Annotated in this window: 18 protein-coding genes; 17 read left to right on the top strand and 1 reads right to left on the bottom strand. The window is 75.3% G+C overall.

Going from position 1 to position 16,595, the window contains the following annotated elements; translation table 11 throughout:
• Positions 1 to 7 precede the first annotated feature (7 nt).
• The 7 genes from IE287_RS22765 to IE287_RS22795 are packed head-to-tail and all read left to right on the top strand — an operon-like array spanning position 8 to position 5,710.
• Positions 8 to 919 carry an acetaldehyde dehydrogenase (acetylating) gene (locus tag IE287_RS22765; RefSeq protein ID WP_189851117.1) on the top strand — a complete coding sequence of 304 codons (912 nt, stop codon included), beginning with the start codon at positions 8 to 10 and terminating at the stop codon, positions 917 to 919.
• Positions 920 to 930: 11 nt separating this feature from the next.
• On the top strand, positions 931 to 1,956 hold the full coding sequence (gene dmpG / locus IE287_RS22770; RefSeq protein ID WP_189851004.1) for a 4-hydroxy-2-oxovalerate aldolase: 1,026 nt from the start codon (positions 931 to 933) through the stop codon (positions 1,954 to 1,956).
• A 23-nt stretch (positions 1,957 to 1,979) separates the two neighbouring features.
• Positions 1,980 to 3,134, top strand: a complete 1,155-nt coding sequence (locus tag IE287_RS22775) for a 3-ketosteroid-9-alpha-monooxygenase, oxygenase component (protein ID WP_189851005.1) — start codon at positions 1,980 to 1,982, stop codon at positions 3,132 to 3,134.
• Between the two features lies 1 nt (position 3,135).
• Positions 3,136 to 3,375: a hypothetical protein gene (locus IE287_RS22780; protein WP_189851006.1), complete on the top strand. Its 240-nt coding sequence runs from the start codon at positions 3,136 to 3,138 to the stop codon at positions 3,373 to 3,375.
• Entirely contained in the window at positions 3,362 to 4,429 is a 1,068-nt protein-coding gene (locus tag IE287_RS22785) for a ferredoxin--NADP reductase (RefSeq protein ID WP_189851007.1), read from the top strand. Before IE287_RS22780 ends, IE287_RS22785 begins: the two co-directional genes overlap by 14 nt.
• Before the next feature lie 34 nt (positions 4,430 to 4,463).
• Entirely contained in the window at positions 4,464 to 5,240 is a 777-nt protein-coding gene (locus IE287_RS22790) for an SDR family oxidoreductase (RefSeq protein ID WP_189851008.1), read from the top strand.
• A gap of 23 nt (positions 5,241 to 5,263) precedes the next feature.
• Positions 5,264 to 5,710 carry an SRPBCC family protein gene (locus tag IE287_RS22795; protein ID WP_189851009.1) on the top strand — a complete coding sequence of 149 codons (447 nt, stop codon included), beginning with the start codon at positions 5,264 to 5,266 and terminating at the stop codon, positions 5,708 to 5,710.
• Here the strand turns inward: IE287_RS22795 and IE287_RS22800 are convergent.
• A complete protein-coding gene (locus IE287_RS22800; protein WP_189851010.1) occupies positions 5,694 to 6,608 on the bottom strand; it encodes an IclR family transcriptional regulator in 915 nt (304 codons plus the stop codon). The two genes, IE287_RS22795 and IE287_RS22800, sit on opposite strands and share 17 nt — an antisense overlap.
• A 191-nt stretch (positions 6,609 to 6,799) precedes the next feature.
• Between IE287_RS22800 and hsaA (IE287_RS22805) the strand changes: the two genes are divergently transcribed.
• From hsaA (IE287_RS22805) to IE287_RS22850, 10 genes are all read left to right on the top strand, one after another.
• Positions 6,800 to 7,969, top strand: coding sequence for a 3-hydroxy-9,10-secoandrosta-1,3,5(10)-triene-9,17-dione monooxygenase oxygenase subunit (hsaA, locus tag IE287_RS22805; RefSeq protein ID WP_189851011.1), 1,170 nt, complete (start codon positions 6,800 to 6,802; stop codon positions 7,967 to 7,969).
• Between the two features lie 109 nt (positions 7,970 to 8,078).
• Positions 8,079 to 9,245 carry a 3-hydroxy-9,10-secoandrosta-1,3,5(10)-triene-9,17-dione monooxygenase oxygenase subunit gene (gene hsaA / locus IE287_RS22810; protein ID WP_189851012.1) on the top strand — a complete coding sequence of 389 codons (1,167 nt, stop codon included), beginning with the start codon at positions 8,079 to 8,081 and terminating at the stop codon, positions 9,243 to 9,245.
• Between the two features lie 13 nt (positions 9,246 to 9,258).
• On the top strand, positions 9,259 to 10,128 hold the full coding sequence (gene hsaD / locus IE287_RS22815; RefSeq protein ID WP_189851013.1) for a 4,5:9,10-diseco-3-hydroxy-5,9,17-trioxoandrosta-1(10),2-diene-4-oate hydrolase: 870 nt from the start codon (positions 9,259 to 9,261) through the stop codon (positions 10,126 to 10,128).
• Positions 10,129 to 10,157: 29 nt separating this feature from the next.
• Positions 10,158 to 11,051 carry a VOC family protein gene (locus IE287_RS22820; RefSeq protein ID WP_189851014.1) on the top strand — a complete coding sequence of 298 codons (894 nt, stop codon included), beginning with the start codon at positions 10,158 to 10,160 and terminating at the stop codon, positions 11,049 to 11,051.
• Entirely contained in the window at positions 11,039 to 11,521 is a 483-nt protein-coding gene (locus tag IE287_RS22825) for a flavin reductase family protein (RefSeq protein WP_189851015.1), read from the top strand. The genes IE287_RS22820 and IE287_RS22825 overlap by 13 nt, the downstream gene beginning before the upstream one ends.
• The gene (locus IE287_RS22830) at positions 11,521 to 12,390 is read left to right on the top strand and encodes a MaoC/PaaZ C-terminal domain-containing protein (protein WP_189851016.1); all 870 of its coding nucleotides are present in this window, start codon (positions 11,521 to 11,523) and stop codon (positions 12,388 to 12,390) included. Before IE287_RS22825 ends, IE287_RS22830 begins: the two co-directional genes overlap by 1 nt.
• Before the next feature lie 41 nt (positions 12,391 to 12,431).
• Positions 12,432 to 14,102, top strand: a complete 1,671-nt coding sequence (locus IE287_RS22835; RefSeq protein WP_189851017.1) for an FAD-dependent oxidoreductase — start codon at positions 12,432 to 12,434, stop codon at positions 14,100 to 14,102.
• The gene (locus IE287_RS22840) at positions 14,099 to 14,887 is read left to right on the top strand and encodes a glucose 1-dehydrogenase (RefSeq protein ID WP_229883655.1); all 789 of its coding nucleotides are present in this window, start codon (positions 14,099 to 14,101) and stop codon (positions 14,885 to 14,887) included. The genes IE287_RS22835 and IE287_RS22840 overlap by 4 nt, the downstream gene beginning before the upstream one ends.
• Positions 14,887 to 15,651, top strand: a complete 765-nt coding sequence (locus tag IE287_RS22845) for a glucose 1-dehydrogenase (protein ID WP_189851018.1) — start codon at positions 14,887 to 14,889, stop codon at positions 15,649 to 15,651. Before IE287_RS22840 ends, IE287_RS22845 begins: the two co-directional genes overlap by 1 nt.
• Complete coding sequence (locus tag IE287_RS22850) at positions 15,648 to 16,562, top strand: alpha/beta hydrolase (RefSeq protein ID WP_229883656.1); 915 nt, start codon at positions 15,648 to 15,650, stop codon at positions 16,560 to 16,562. The genes IE287_RS22845 and IE287_RS22850 overlap by 4 nt, the downstream gene beginning before the upstream one ends.
• Positions 16,563 to 16,595: the final 33 nt, after the last annotated feature.

Raw genomic sequence — 16,595 nt, forward strand, 5'->3', positions numbered from 1 at the left:
GGTGATGATGACCCGCAAGACCAAGGCGACCGCCGCCGTCGTCGGCTCCGGCAACATCGGCACCGACCTGCTGTACAAGCTGCTCCGCTCCGACCTCGTCGAGCCCCGCTGGATGGTCGGCGTCGACCCCGGCAGCGACGGCCTCGCCCGCGCCCGCCGGCTCGGCCTGGAGACCACCCACGAGGGCGTCGACGCGCTCCTGGCCGGGGACGAACTGCCCGACCTCGTCTTCGAGGCCACCAGCGCCTCCGTCCACCGCGCCCACGCGCCCCGCTACGCCGAGCTCGGCATCAGGGCGATCGACCTCACCCCGGCCGCCGTCGGCCCGGCCGTCGTCCCGCCCGCCAACCTCCGCGCCCACCTCGACCGCCCCAACGTCAACATGATCACCTGCGGCGGCCAGGCCACCATCCCCATGGTGTACGCCGTCTCCCGCGTCGTCCCGGTGTCCTACGCCGAGATCGTCGCCTCGGTCGCCTCCGTCTCCGCCGGACCCGGAACCCGCGCCAACATCGACGAGTTCACCCGCACCACCGCCCGGGGCATCGAGACCATCGGCGGCGCCGGGCGCGGCAAGGCCGTCATCATCCTCAACCCCGCCGACCCGCCCGTCATCATGCGCGACACCGTCTTCTGCGCCGTCCCCGAGGACGCCGACCGCGCGGCCGTCGCCCTCTCCGTCAAGGAGGTCGCCGAGCAGGTCGCCTCCTACGTCCCCGGCTACCGGCTGCGCGGCGAACCGCAGTTCGACGACCCGAGCCCCGAGAGCGGCGGCATGGCGCGCGTCGCGATCTTCCTGGAGGTCGAGGGCGCGGGCGACTACCTCCCGCCGTACGCCGGAAACCTCGACATCATGACCGCCGCCGCCACCAGGGTCGGCGAGGAGTTCGCCCGGGCGCTGCTCGCCCCCGGCGCCTAAGGAGCCCTGCCATGCCCTACTCGGACACCCTCGACATCCGCGTCACCGACTCCTCGCTGCGCGACGGCTCGCACGCCAAGCGCCACCGGTTCACCTCCGACGACGTCCGGTCCGTCGTCGCCGCCCTCGACGACGCCGGCGTCCCCGTCATCGAGGTGGCGCACGGCGACGGCCTCGGCGGCTCCTCGTTCACCTACGGCTTCTCGAAGACCCCCGAACAGGAACTCCTCAGGACGGCCGTGGAGACCGCGCGGCGGGCCGTGATCGCCTTCCTCATGCTCCCCGGACTCGGCGTCAAGGACGACATCCGGGCCGCCCACGACAACGGCGCGGGCATCTGCCGGATCGCCACCCACTGCACCGAGGCCGACATCGCCGTCCAGCACTTCGGACTCGCCCGCGAACGGGGCCTGGAGACCGTCGGCTTCCTGATGATGGCCCACTCCACCACCCCCGAGAACCTGGCCCGGCAGGCCCGGATCATGGCCGACGCCGGCTGCCAGTGCGTCTACGTCGTCGACTCCGCCGGAGCCATGGTCATGGACGAGGTCACCGACCGCGTCCAGGCCCTCGTCGCCGAGCTCGGCGACGACGCCCAGGTCGGCTTCCACGGGCACGAGAACCTCGGCCTCGGCACCGGCAACTCCGTCGCCGCCGTCAGGGCCGGCGCCCTCCAGATCGACGGCTCCACCCGCCGCCTCGGCGCGGGCGCCGGCAACACGCCCGTCGAGGCCCTCGCCGCCGTCTGCGCCAAGATGGGCATCCGCACCGGCATCGACGTCCTGAAGATCATCGACGCGGCCGAGGACGTGGTCCGCCCCGTCATGGACGAGGAGTGCCGGCTCGACCGCCTCGCCCTGCTCATGGGCCACGCCGGCGTCTACTCCAGCTTCCTCAAGCACGCCTACCGGCAGGCCGGGCGGTACGGCGTCCCCGGCGCCGAGATCCTGCTCCGGGCCGGCGAACGGCGCCTCGTCGGCGGCCAGGAGGACCAGCTCATCGACATCGCCCTCGAACTCGCCGCCGCCCGGAACTGACCCCACCACCCCAGGAGAACGTGATGACTGCGCTCAACGACGAGGTCCGTGTCATCGACGCCGGCCGCCCGCCCGCCCGCTTCGCCCGGGGCTGGCACTGCCTCGGCCTCGCCGACCCCTTCAAGGACGGCGAGCCGCACGAGATCGAGGCCTTCGGCACCAAGCTCGTGGTCTTCCAGGGCCAGGACGACGGAGAGCTCCACGTCCTCAACGCCTACTGCCCGCACATGGGCGGCAACCTCGCCCACGGCACCGTCAAGGGCGACGCCGTCGCCTGCCCCTTCCACGACTGGCGCTGGTCCGGCGACGGGCGCTGCGCCGGCATCCCGTACGCCCGCCGCGTCCCGCCGCGCGCCCGCACCCGCGCCTGGACCGCCCTGGAGCGCAACCGCCAGCTCTTCGTCTGGCACGACCCCGAGGGCAACCCGCCGCCGGTAGGCGTCACCCTTCCCGAGATCGAGGGGATCCACGGCCCGGACGCGGGCGAGTGGAGCGACTGGACCTGGAAGACCGCGCGGGTGGACGGCTCGAACTGCCGCGAGATCGTGGACAACGTCGTGGACATGGCGCACTTCTTCTACGTCCACTACGCCTTCCCCACGTACTTCAAGAACGTCTTCGAGGGGCACGTCGCCACCCAGTACATGGAGAGCGCCCCGCGCGGCGACATGGATCTGGGGAACCTCAGCTCCCCGCTGCGCTCCGACGCCTCCTACCACGGCCCCTCCTACATGATCGACTACGTGTTCACCGAGGTGGCCCCCGGCGTCGAGATGGAGATGGTGCTGATCAACAGTCACTACCCGGTCGGCGCCGACAGTTTCGTGCTCCAGTACGGGGCGATCGTCAAGAAGCTGCCCGGCATGACCGACGAGGCCGCCGCCGAGGCCGCCCGCAGCCTGATCGGGGGACTGGAGACCGGCTTCGAGCAGGACATCGAGATCTGGCGGAACAAGACCCGGATCGACAACCCCCTCCTCACCGAGGAGGACGGCCCCGTCTACCAGCTCCGCCGCTGGTACGAGCAGTTCTACGTCGACGCCGCCGACGTCGAGGACGCGATGACCCGGCGCTTCGAGTTCGAGATCGACACCCGGCGGGCCAACCAGGCCTGGCGCGCCGAGGTCGACGGGAACCTGGCCCGCCGCGCGGCGGAGACGGAAGTCGGAGCCCCCTGACATGCGCCCCGTCCAGTGCGCGGCCTGCGGCAACCAGGTCCTCTGCGAGAAGTTCAGCCCCGCCCACACCTCCGTGCAGTGGACCGCCGACGCGGCCGTCGCCTGCGCCGAGTTCCGCGACCTGGTGGCGCAGGGCGCGACCAGCGCCCGGACACGCACCTGCCGGGCGCTGCGCTCCAGCATCGAGCGGGCGGTCGCGGACGGCACCCTGGAGGTCGGCGGTGTCCGTGCCGACGTCTGAGCCCCCGGCGGCCCCGGCCGCCGGGACCCCTACCCACCGGCTGCGGATCGTCGAGGTCGTCGCCGAGACGCCCGACGCGCGCTCCCTGGTCCTCCGGCCGTCCCCGGAGAGCGCGGCCCGCTTCGCCCACCGTCCCGGGCAGTTCCTCACCCTGAAGCTGCCCGGCGAGGACGGCCCCGTCGCCCGCTGCTACTCCCTGGCGAGCTCGCCGCACACCGGCGAGCCCCTGAAGGTCACCGTCAAGCGGGTGGCCGGCGGCTACGGCTCCAACTGGGTCTGCGACCACCTGGCCGCGGGCGACGAGGTGGAGGCGCTGCCGCCGGCCGGCACCTTCACCCCGGACTCCCTCGACCGCGACCTGCTGCTCGTCGCCGGCGGCAGCGGCATCACCCCGGTCCTCTCCATCGCCAAGTCCGTCCTCGCGGCCGGCACCGGCCGGATCGCCCTGCTGTACGCCAACCGCGACGAGACCTCGGTCATCTTCCGCGACGAACTGCGCGAGCTGACCGCCGCCCACCCCGGACGGCTCCTGGTCGTCCACTGGCTGGAGTCGCTCCAGGGCCTGCCGGTCCCGGAGCGGCTCGCCGCCGCGCTCGCGCCGTACGCCGCCCGCGAGGCCTTCCTCTGCGGACCCGGCCCGCTCATGGACGCCGCCGAGCAGGCGCTGCGCACGCTCGGCACCCCCGGCGGACGCGTCCACCGGGAGCGGTTCTTCTCCCTGAGCGGGGACGTCTTCGGCACGCCCCTCCCGGCCCGGGACGCGGATCCGGAGGACGCCGCCGCGGGCGCGGTGACCGTCGAACTCGACGGCGCGGCCCGCACCGTCGCCTGGCCGCCGGGCGCGCCGCTGCTCGACGCCCTCCTCGCGGCCGGCGTCGACGCCCCGTACTCCTGCCGCGAGGGCGCGTGCAGCGCCTGCACCTGCCGGGTCGTCTCGGGCGAGGTCCGGATGGCCCGCAACGAGGTCCTGGACGACCGGGACCTCGCCGACGGCTACGTCCTCGCCTGCCAGGCCCTCCCGGTCACCGACCGGGTCGCCGTCACCTACTCCTGAGCGTCCCCGACCCCTCCCCCCGAGGAGCTCCTCCATGCCCCGCACCTATCTGGTCACCGGAGCCGCCTCCGGCATCGGCGCCGCCACCACCGCCCTCCTGCGGGAGCAGGGCCACACGGTCCTCGCCGCCGACCTGGAGGACGGCGACATCCGGGCCGACCTCGCCACCGCCGAGGGGCGGGCCGCGCTCGCGGCCCGCGCCCGCGAGCTCACCGGCGGGCGGCTCGACGCCGTCGTCGCCTGCGCGGGCCTCGCCCGCTTCGACCCGCTCACCGTCCGGGTCAACCACTTCGGCGCGGTCGCCACCCTCGACGGGGTGCGCCCGCTCCTCGCCGCCGGCAGCCACCCGCGGGCCCTCGTCGTCGGCTCCGTCGACGCCGTCCACCCCACCGACCCGGCGATCGTGGACGCCGCCGACGCGGGCGACGAGCCCGCCGCGGCGGCCGCGGCGCGCGCCGCCGTCGACCGGGGCGAGGGACACCTCGTCTACTCCTCCTCCAAGGCGGCCGTCTCCCGCTGGGTCCGCCGCGCGGCACCCGGCGACGCCTGGGCGGGCGCGGGCATCGCGCTCAACGCCGTCGCCCCGGGCGTGGTCCTCACCCCGCTGACCCGCCCCCTCCTCGACGACCCGGCCACCCGGACGCTCGTCGAACGGGCCGTGCCCATGCCGCTGCACGGCCACGCCCGGCCCGAACAGCTGGCCCCGCTCGTCGCCTGGCTCACCTCGCCCGAGAACTCCCACGTCACCGGACAGATCGTCTTCGCGGACGGCGGCGCGGACGCCGTCCTGCGCGGCGACCGCGCCTGGTGACGACGACCGGCCCCGGAGGCCCCATGCACCCCCGCACCCTCGTCCGCTCCGTCGTGATCCCCGCCGGCCCCGACGCCGTCTGGGCGGTCGCCGGCGGCTTCGCCACCCTCGGCGACTGGCACCCGCACGTCCCGCCGGCCACGCTGGAGGACGGCGCCGGCCCCGAGACCCCCGGCGCCGTCCGGGTCTTCACCGCGGACGGCACCGTCGTCGCCCGGGAGCGGCTGCTCGCCCACGACCCCGTCGGCCGCCGCTACCGCTACGCGCTCCTCGACCCGCTCGCGCTGCCCGTGGAGGAGTACGTCGCCACGCTCGCCGTCGCCCCGCACCCCGAGGGCGCCCAGGTCAGCTGGTCCGCCGCCTACCGCGCCCCGGACGCGCTGGTGCCCCGGGTCGAGGCCCTCTTCGGCGACGGCGTCTACGCCACGGGCCTCGACGCGCTGCGGGAACGCCTCACATCCACTCGCTGAACCGCAGCCAGGTCATCATGTTGTCCATCGACGGCTGCGGCACACCGGCCGCGGCCGCCGTGCCCACCGGCTCCCGCCGCTCCGTGCGGCGGCCCGGCCCGAACATCGACTGCCAGACCGCGCGGGCGCAGCCGCGCACGGCGGGCGCGATCCGCTCCCGCTCCCGGTGCACGCCGTGACCGCACACCGAGATCGCGGCGACGGCCCGGCCGGCACCGCGCAGCGGGGCCGCGACGCAGAAGACGCCCCGGAAGCCCTCCTCCTGGTCGAAGGCGACCCCGCGCTCCCGGACCAGGGCCAGTTCGGCCCGGAAGGGGTCGGGCCGGGTGATCGTCCGGGGAGTCCGGGGCCGCAGCCCGCCGCGTATCACGTCCTCCACCACGGCGGCGTCGCCGAACGCCAGGATCGCCTTGCCGGAGGCGGTGCAGTAGGCCGGCTGCCGGCCGCCCGTCCGCGACGGCACGCCCGAGTCGTCCGAGCCGCCGATCCGCTCCAGGTAGACCACCTCGGAGCCGTCCAGCACGGTGAGGTGCACCAGATGCCCGGTCGCCTCGTGCAGGGCGTGCAGATGGGGGAGGGCCGCGCGGCGCAGCCGGTTGTGGTGGGAGGCCATCGCGCCGAGCTCCAGCATGCCCATGCCCAGCCGGTAGTCGCGGCCCTCCCGCTCCAGCCACCGCAGCTGCACCAGCTGGTCCAGGATGCGGTGGGCGGAGGAGCGCCGGATCCCCGACCGCTGCACGACCTCGGTGAGCGTCAGGCGCGGGCCGCCGCTCTGGAAGGCGCTGAGCACCTTCGCCGCCTTCTCCAGCAGCGACAGCGGCGGCACCGCCGCCCCGGCGTGCCCGGCGGCCCGTGCCGCCAGGACGTCCTGGACGGGCTCGGCGGCATGGGTCGTCATCGACACCTCCCCGCGGACGGCGCGACGGGCGAAGGCCCCACCGCGTCCGTGATCTCCGGTATTGCGTGGAGATTGCCAGAGGGTGACGGGCAGCGGGAAGGGGGTGTTCCGTCTCGGAACGGTAACGCGTAGGTTCCTTCCCGTCACCCCGAGGGCGCCCCGGATCCGGGCCCCGGATCCGAGAGGCACCCATGCGCGACCACTCCGTCCTCACCGAGGTCCGGGCCCTCGCCCCCGTCCTGCGCGAGCGCGCCGCAGAGGCCGAGGAACTGCGCCGGGTGCCGGACGCCTCCGTCGGGGACCTGGAGGACACCGGCTTCTTCCGGCTGCTGCGGCCCCGGGCGCACGGCGGACTCGCCGCCGCCCCCGACGTCTTCCACGCCGCCGTCCACGAGATCGCCAAGGCCTGCGGCTCCACCGGCTGGACCGCCGCCCTCCTCGGCGTCCACCCCTGGTACGTCGCCCAGCTCGACCCCCGCGCCCAGCACGACGTCTGGGGCGACGGAGACGCCGCCCCGGTCTGCTCCTCCCACGCCCCCACCGGCACCGTCACCCCCGTCGACGGCGGCCACCGGCTCTCCGGACGCTGGCACTTCGCGGCCGGCGCCGACCACGCCCGCTGGGCACTCCTCGGCGGCCTCGTGAGCGACGAGGACGGCGACCCGCTGGACATGCGGACCTTCCTCGTCCCCCGCGCCGACTACCGGGTGGACGACGTCTGGGACACCGTCGGCCTGCGCGGCACCGGCAGCAACGACATCGTCGTCGACGACGCCTTCGTCCCCGCCCACCGCTCCCTCGGCTACGGCCCGGTGACCGCGCTCCGCTGCCCCGGCCACGCGGTCAACCCCGAACCCGTCTACCGGATGCCGTACGCGGCCCTCTTCACCACCACCGTCTCCGCCGTCATGGTCGGCATCGCCGAGGGGGCCTACGAGCACCACGTCGGCACCGTCCGCGCCCACCCCGCCCTCCCGCACGCCCGGCGCGCCGCCGAGGACCCCTTCGCCCAGGTCCGCATCGCCCGCGCCGCCGGCGAGATCGACGCCGCCCGGCTCCAGCTCGCCCGCAACACCGCCGAGCTGTACGCGGCGGCCCGCGCCGGCGACGCGCCCCCGACCGCGCTGCGCGCCCGCGCCCGCCGCGACCAGGCCCTCGCCGCCGAACGCGCCCGCACCGCCGTCGACCTGCTGCGCGAGAACACCGGCGGCAGCCCCCTGCGCAGCGACGACGACGTCCTCACCCGCGCCTGGCGCGACCTCCACACCGGACGCGGCCAGGCCGCCAACGACGTGGAGCGGGCCCTGGTCCTCTTCGGCCGCGACGCCCTCGGCCTCGACGTCCACGACCCCATGCTCTGAAGCCCGCGCGCCGCCTTCCCGCTCAGTGGGAGCGGCGCGTTCTCCCCGGCGGGCGGCCCGCCGTACGGTCCTGGCATTCCCCCACCACGACCCGAAAGGGGATGCCCCCATGGCCGACGACGTCCTGGCAGCCGTCCGCGACCTCGCCCCCGTCCTGCGCGAACGCGCCGCGGAGGCCGAGGAACTCCGCCGCGTGCCCGACGCCTCCGTCAAGGAACTGGAGGACGCCGGCTTCTTCCAGCTGCTCCAGCCGAAGGCCTTCGGCGGCCGCGCCGCCGACCCCGTCGCCTTCTACACGGTCGTCAAGGAGATCGCCAAGGCCTGCGGTTCGACCGGCTGGGTCGCCTCCGTGGTCGGCGTCCACCCCTGGCACGTCGCCCTCTTCGACCCGGCCGCGCAGCAGGAGGTCTGGGGCGAGGACCACCGCACCCGCATCGCCTCCTCGTACGCCCCCACCGGCAAGGCCGCCGCGGCCGAGGGCGGGTTCCGCCTCTCCGGCCGCTGGCACTTCTCCTCCGGCTGCGACCACGCCCGCTGGGTCCTCCTCGGCTGCCTCGTCACGGACGCCGGGGGCAACCCCGTCGACATGCGGACCTTCCTCGTCCCCCGCGCCGACTACCGGGTGGACGACGTCTGGGACACCGTCGGCCTGCGCGGCACCGGCAGCAACGACATCGTCGTCGACGACGTCTTCGTCCCCGAGCACCGCGCCCTCAGCTTCGGTCCCGTCACCGCGCTGGACGTGCCCGGCCACGCGCTCAACCCCGAACCCGTCTACCGGCTGCCGTACGCCGGCGTCTTCACCACCACCATCGCCACCCCGATCGTCGGCATCGCCGAGGGCGCCTACGACTCCTACACCGAGGCGACCCGCAAGCGGTTCCGCGTCTCCTACGGGCAGCAGGTCGCCGAGGACCCCTTCGCGCAGGTCCGCATCGCCCGCGCCGCCGGCGACATCGACGCCGCCTGGCTCCAGCTCACCCGCAACATCGGCGCCATGCACGCCCTCGCCGCGCGCGGCGAGCAGATCCCGATGGAGCTGCGCACCCGCACCCGCCGCGACCAGGTGCTCGCCACCGAACGCGCGGTCGGCGCGATCGACCTGCTCATGGAGAACGCCGGCGGCAACGCCATGCGCACCGGTCCCGGAGCCGTCCAGCGCGCCTGGCGCGACGCCCACACCGGGCGCGGCCACGCCGCCAACGACCCCGAGCGCGCCCTCGTCATGTACGGCCAGTGCGCCCTCGGCATCGACATCCAAGACACCATGGCCTGAGAGGCAGCCGCAGATGACCGCGCTCACGTACGCGTCGACCTCCCGCACCGTCGAGGCGGCCGGACTCACCCTCCACTACCACGAGGCCGCCCCCGCCGACCGGCCCCGCGCCCCCGTCCTGATCCTGCTGCACGGCGGCGGCCCCGGTGCCTCCGGCTGGAGCAACTTCGGCGGCAACCTCCCCGTCCTCGCGCGGGAGTTCCGCACCCTCCTCGTCGACCAGCCCTGCTACGGCCGCTCCGACAAGCCCGAGCTCGACCGCGACTACTTCAGCTACAGCGCCCGCGCCGTCGCCGCCCTCATGGACGAACTCGGCATCGACCGCGCCCACTTCGTCGGCAACTCGCTCGGCGGCGGGACCGTCGTCCGCCTCGCCCTCGACCACCCGGACAAGGCCGGCAAGCTCCTCCTCATGGGACCCGGCGGCGTCTCCGTCAACCTCTTCGCGCCCGACCCGACCGAGGGCATCAAGCGCCTGTTCGAGTTCAACGCCGCCCCCGAACCGACCCGGGAACGGCTGCGCGCCTTCCTCTCCGTCATGGCACACGACCCGTCCGTCGTCACCGACGCGCTCGTCGAGGAACGATGGGCCTCCGCCACCGACCCCGGGACCCGCCTCGGCGCGGCCCGCATGGCGGCGTCCTTCGCGAACCCGGACTGGGCCGAGGCCGCCATGCTCTGGCGCGAGGCCCACCGCATCACCCAGCCGGTCCTGCTCACCTGGGGCCGCGAGGACCGCGTCAACCCGCTCGACGGCGCCCTCGTCGCCCTGAAGACCATCCCCGACGCGCGCCTGCACGTCTTCCCGCACTGCGGCCACTGGGCCCAGACCGAGCGGGCCGACGAGTTCAACCGCCTCGCCGTCGACTTCTTCACCCACTGACCCGCCCCCAGCCCACCCAGAGGTGACCCATGGACATTCGCGCACTCGGCTACCTGCGCCTGGAGACCACCCGCCTCGACGCATGGCGGCGCTACACCCTCGACATCCTCGGCATGGCCGAGGCCCCCGGCTCCACCGACACCACCCTCCTGCTGCGCCTCGACGACCGCGCGTACCGCATCGCGATCCAGGCGGGCGAGAGCGACCGGCTCCTCGCCGCCGGCTGGGAGCTCGCGAACGCCGGCGCCCTCGCCGCCGCGACCGCCGCACTGGAGGCGGCGGGCGTCGCCGTCGAGACCGCCGGCGCCGCCGAGCTCGCCGAGCGCCGCGTCCAGGGCCTCGTCCACCTGACGGACCCGTGCGGCAACCCGCTGGAGCTCTACTGGGGCCAGGCCCAGGACCACACCCCGCTCGCCACCCCCTACGGCAACCGCTTCGTCACCGGCGACCTCGGCCTCGGCCACGTCGTCCTGCCGGTCCCCGACGTCGAGGCCGCCCTCGACTTCTACGAGAACCTCCTCGGCTTCCAGCTCCGCGACTCCATGAAGCTCCCGCCGCAGGCCGTCCCCACCGCCGCCGAGCGGCGCGACTTCCACTGGATGCACTTCCTCGGCCCCAACCGCCGCCACCACAGCCTCGGCCTCTACCCGGGCGCCCTGCCCCCCGGCATCGTCCACTTCATGGTGGAGCTGGAGACCCTCGACGACGTCGGCCTCGGCCTCGACCGCATGCAGGCCGCCGGCATCCCCATCGCCTCCAGCCTCGGCCGGCACACCAACGACCGCATGGTGTCCTTCTACGCCCAGGCCCCCGGCGGCTTCCAGGTCGAGTACGGCTGGGACGGCCTGGTCGTCGACCCCGCCACCTGGGTCGCCAAGGAGATCACCGCCGACAGCGTCTGGGGCCACCAGTGGAACGGCTGATCGACCCCGCGGTCTTCCGGGACGTCCTCGGCCGCTTCGCCAGCGGCATCACCGTGGTGGCGGCGCTCGACGACGGCGAACCCGCCGGCTTCGCCTGCCAGTCCTTCGCCTCCCTCTCCCTCGACCCCCCGCTCGTCATGCTCGCCGTCGGCAGGTCCTCCACCAGCTGGCCGAGGATCCAGCGGGCCGGCCGCTTCTGCGTCAACATCCTCGCCGAGGACCAGCGCACCACCTGCGCCGCCCTCGGCCGCAGCGGCCCCGACAAGTTCGCCGGGGTGCCCTGGAGCGCCGGCGACCACGGCACCGTGCGGATCGACGGGGCGCTCGCCTTCGTCGAGTGCGAACTGCACGAGGTGTACGAGGCGGGCGACCACCACCTCGTCACCGCCCACGTCGTCGCGCTCGACGCCGGCGAGGACCGCGGACCGCTGCTCTACTACCGCAGCCGCTACGCCGTCGGGGCCTTCTGATGCCGATCGACCCGCGGCGGGCCACGGCCGCGCCCCCGGTGCGGACCGAGGTCGTCTGGGACGACCACGCCGTGCGCCTGTACCACCTGGCGCTCGGCGCGGGCGTCCCCGAGACCGACCCGCGCGAACTGCGGTACGTGTACGAGGGCCACCCGGACGGCCTCCGGCCCCTGCCCACCTTCGGCGTCGTCGCCGGCGGCACCGGGGGCGTCGGCTTCCAGGTCTTCGACCTGCCCGGCGTCGACGTCGACCTGGCGCACGTCCTCCACGGCGGCCAGGAGATCACCGTGCACCGCCCGCTGCCCGCCGCCGCCCGCGCCACCGCCGTCACCCGGCTGACGGACGTGCACGACAAGGGCAGCGGAGCCGTCCTCGTCCAGGAGTCCGTCCTCCTCGGCGAGGACGGCGCCCCCCTCCTCACCCAGCGCAACCGGATCTTCGTCCGCGGCGAGGGCGGTTTCGGCGGCGACCGCGGTCCCTCCGACCGCCTCCCCGCCCCCGCGCGGGAGCCCGACCTCGTCGTCGAGCTCCCCACCCTCGGCCGGCAGGCCCTGCTCTACCGCCTCACCGGGGACCACAACCCCCTCCACGCCGACCCCGCCACCGCCCGCCGGGCCGGCTACGACCGGCCGATCCTGCACGGCCTGTGCACCTTCGGCATGGCCGTCAAGGCGGTCACCGACCGCCTCCTCGACGGCGACCCCACCGCCGTCACCGGCTGCCGCACCCGCTTCGCCGGGGTCTTCTTCCCCGGCGAGACGCTCCGGCTGCGGGTCTGGCACACCGCCGGCGGACACCGGCTCACCGCCACCGCCGCGGACCGCGACGACGCCCCCGTCCTCACCGACGCCCTCGTCACCACCCGCTGAACCGGCCCGCGCCGGACCCCGATCCCCGAGGGAGAAACGCGATGAACAGCACCTGGGACCACACCTACGACGTGGTCGTGGTCGGCTCCGGCGCCGCCGGCATGGCCGCGGCCCTCACCGCCCGGCTGCGCGGCCTCACCGCCCTGGTGGTGGAGAAGACCGACGCCTACGGAGGCTCCACCGCCCTGTCCGGCGGCGCCATCTGGGTCCCCGGCAACCTCCACCTGGACGCCGCCGGACTCGGCGACACCCCGGAGAAGGCACGCGCCTACCTGGACGCCACCGTCGGCGACCGCGTCACCGACGCCCGCAAGGACGCCTACGTGCGGTACGGCCCGCGCATGGTCCGGGAGTTCCACGACCGCACCGACGTCCGCTTCGTCTACACCCCCGGCTACTCCGACTACTACCCGGAGCGCCTCGGCGGCTACCCGCAGGGCCGCTCCGTCGAGCCCGAGGTCTTCGACTTCACGCGGCTCGCCCCGGAGCGGCGCGCCACCATGCGGCGCGCCGGACTCCCCACGTACGGGATGACCATCACCTCCAGGGACTTCCACGACCTCAACATGGTCGGCCGCACCTGGGCCGGCCGGCGCACCGCCCTCAAGGTCGGCGCCCGCGCCGCCGGGGCCCTGCTCACCGGCCGCAAGCCGCTCGCCCTCGGCGAGGCGCTGATCGCCCGCATGCGCCACTCGCTCGACCGGCTCGGCGCCGAACTCTGGCTCTCCGCCCCGCTCACCGGGCTCGTCGAGGAGGACGGCCGGGTCACCGGCGTCCGCGTGCGCCGGGACGGGCGCGACCTCGCCGTCCGGGCCACCGGCGGCGTGGTCCTCGCCTCCGGCGGCTTCTCCCACGACCAGGCCCTCCGCGAGAAGTACCTGCCGGGCCCCACCTCCACCGAATGGAGCGCCGCCGCCGAGGGCCAGACCGGCGACGCCCTGGGACCCGCCCTCGCCCTCGGCGCCGCCGTCGACCTGATGGACCGGGTGTGGGGCGCGCCGACCGTCGTGCCCCCCGGCGACCGGCCGTTCTTCCTCGTCGCCGACCGGGGCATCCCCGGCATGGTGATCGTCGACTCGGCGGGAGAGCGGTACGCCAACGAGGCGGCCCCCTACCACGAGTTCGTCGACGCCATGTACGCCCACCAGGCCCGCGGCGGGGCCACCGCCGTACCGTCCTGGTTGATCCTCGACGCCACCGCGAAGTCCCGGTACATCTTCATGGGCCTCTTCCCGGGACAGGCTTTCCCCCGGGCGTGGCGGGAGAGCGGCTTCGTCAAGCGGGCCGCGACCGTCGAGGAACTGGCACCGCTGATCGGCGCCGCCCCCGAGCGGCTGCGCGCCACCGTGGACCGGTTCAACGGCTTCGCCCGGGCGGGCCGGGACGAGGACTTCCACCGCGGCGACAGCGTCTACGACCGCTACTACGGCGACCCGACCCTGGCCAACCCCAACCTGGCGCCGCTGGAGAAGGGCCCCTTCCACGCGGTCCCCGTCCACCCCGGCGACATCGGCACCAAGGGCGGCCTCGTCACCGACGCCGCCGCCCGGGTCGTCCGCGAGGACGGCTCGGCCATCCCGGGCCTGTACGCCTCCGGCAACGTCTCCTCCGCCGTCATGGGCGCGACCTACCCGGGGCCCGGCGCGACCATCGGCCCCGCCATGACCTTCAGCTGGCTGGCCGTCAACGACATCGCCGGAGCGCGCGCGTGACCGGCCCGGCCGCGGACGCCCTGCGCGACCGGACCGTCGTCGTCACCGGCGGCGCCCGCGGCCTGGGCGCGGCGACCGCCCGCGCCGCGGCGGCGGCGGGGGCCCGGGTGCTGGTCACGGACCTCCTGGAGGAGGAGGGCCGCGCGCTCGCCGGGGAGCTCGGCGACCGCGCCCGCTTCGCCCGGCACGACGTCACCTCCGAGGACGACTGGCACGCGGTCGTGGCGCTCGCGTCGGCCGCGTACGGACGGATCGACGGCCTCGTCAACAATGCCGGGATCTCCGGCGGTTCGCATGCCCTGGAGGAACAGACGGCGGAGGACTTCCGGCGCGTCGTCGACGTCGACCTGACCGGGGTCTTCCTCGGGCTGCGGACCGTCGTCCCGGCGCTGCGGGCGAACGGCGGCGGCTCCGTCGTCAACGTCTCCTCCGCCGCCGGCCTCATGGGCCTGGCCCGCACCGCCGGATACGGCGCGGCCAAGTGGGGCGTCCGGGGGCTCACCAGGACCGCCGCCGTGGAACTCGCCGCCGACCGGATCCGCGTCAACTCCGTCCACCCCGGCATGATCCACACCCCCATGACCGCCCACCTCGGCCTCCCGGACGGCACCGGCGGCTTCCCCGCCGCCCCCATGGGACGCGTCGGAGCACCGGAGGAGATCGCCCGGGCGGTCGTCTTCCTGCTCTCCGACGCCGCCTCGTACGTCACCGGCGCCGAGCTCGCCGTCGACGGCGGCTGGACCGCGGGACCCGCCCTCACGACCCCCCTCCGGGAGGACCGCTGATGCCCGTCGACCTCACCGGGAAGGTCGCGCTGATCACCGGCGCCGCCCGCGGCATGGGCGCGGCCGAGGCCCGCCTCTTCACCGCCCTCGGCGCCCGCGTCGTCCTCACCGACGTGCGCGGGGCCGAGGGGGAGGAGACCGCCGCCGCGCTCGGCCCGGCCGCCCGCTTCGTCCGCCACGACGTCACCGACGAACCGTCCTGGGCCACCGCCGTGGCCGCCGCCCTCGACGCCTTCGGCCGGCTCGACGTCCTCGTCAACAACGCCGCCCTCTACTCGACCTCCCCGATCGTGGACGAGGACCCGGCCCGCCTGGACGCCCTCCTCCGGGTCAACCTCGCGGGCCCCTTCCTCGGCATCCGCGCCGCGGCCCCGGCGATCCGGGAGAGCGGCGGCGGCTCCGTCGTCAACATCTCCTCCCAGGCCGGCCTCCAGGGCATCTGGGGCCACGGCGCCTACGGCGCCGCCAAGTGGGGGCTGCGCGGGCTGACGAGGACGGCCGCCCTCGAACTCGGCCCGGACGGCATCCGGGTCAACTCCGTCCACCCGGGCGCCATCGCCACCGCCATGACCGCCCACCTCGGCACCGGCCGCCACCCCGGCGCCCCGCTCGGCAGGGTGGGGGAGCCCGAGGAGGTCGCCCGGCTCGTCGCCTTCCTCGCCTCCGACGAGTCCTCCTACCTCTCCGGCGCCGAACTCGCCGTCGACGGCGGCGCGTCCGCAGGCCGCATGCCCCTCCTCCCCGGGAAGGAGACCGACGCGTGACCCTCCCCGCCCCCGAGGTCAGGGACCTCATCGACCGGGCCGCCGCGCAGTTCCCCCCGATCGGCACCACGATGACCGACATCGCCGACGTCCGCGCCTTCTTCGCCGCCCGCCCCGGGCCCGCCGCGCCCCCGCTCCCGGTCGCCCGCGTCACCGACCGCGACGCCGACGGCGTCCCCGTCCGGGTCTACGAGGGCACCACCCGGCCCGACGCCCCCGTGGTCCTCTTCTGCCACGGCGGCGGCTTCGTCCTGTGCGACCTCGACAGCCACGACGCCTTCTGCCGGAGCATCGCCGCCGCCACCGGCGCCACCGTCGTCGCGGCGGACTACCGGCGCGCCCCCGAGCACCCCTTCCCCGCCGCCCCCGAGGACGCCCACACCGCCCTGCGGTGGGCCGCCCGGACCCACCCGGGCCGCCGGCTCGCCGTCGCCGGGGACAGCGCGGGCGCCCACCTCGCCACCGTCCTCGCCCTGCTCGCCCGCGACCGCGGCGGCCCCCGGATCGCCTTCCAGGCCCTCTACTACCCGATGCTGGACCCCACCCGCTCCCGCCCCTCCCACCGGGAGAACGCCCAGGGCTACTTCCTCACCGCCGACCACCTGCGCTGGTACTGGGACGCCTACCTGCCCGACCCGGCGGACCGCACCCACCCCCACGCGTCCCCGCTCGCCCACGCCGACCTCGCCGGCCTCCCGCCGGCCCACGTCGTCACCGCCGGACTCGACCCGCTGCGGGACGACGGGATCGCGTACGCCGGGGCGCTCGCCGCCGCCGGCGTGGCCGTGGAGCACCACCACCATCCGGGCATGTTCCACGGCTTCCTCTCCATGGCCGGCGACCTCCCCGAGGGCGCGGCGGCCCGCGACCGCGCCTTCGCCGTCCTGCGCGCCGCGCTCGCCCCCTCCTGACCCGCCCCGCACCCGCGCCCCTCGCCCCCACCG

This window comes from Streptomyces omiyaensis (assembly GCF_014650895.1).
Lineage (GTDB): Bacteria > Actinomycetota > Actinomycetes > Streptomycetales > Streptomycetaceae > Streptomyces > Streptomyces omiyaensis.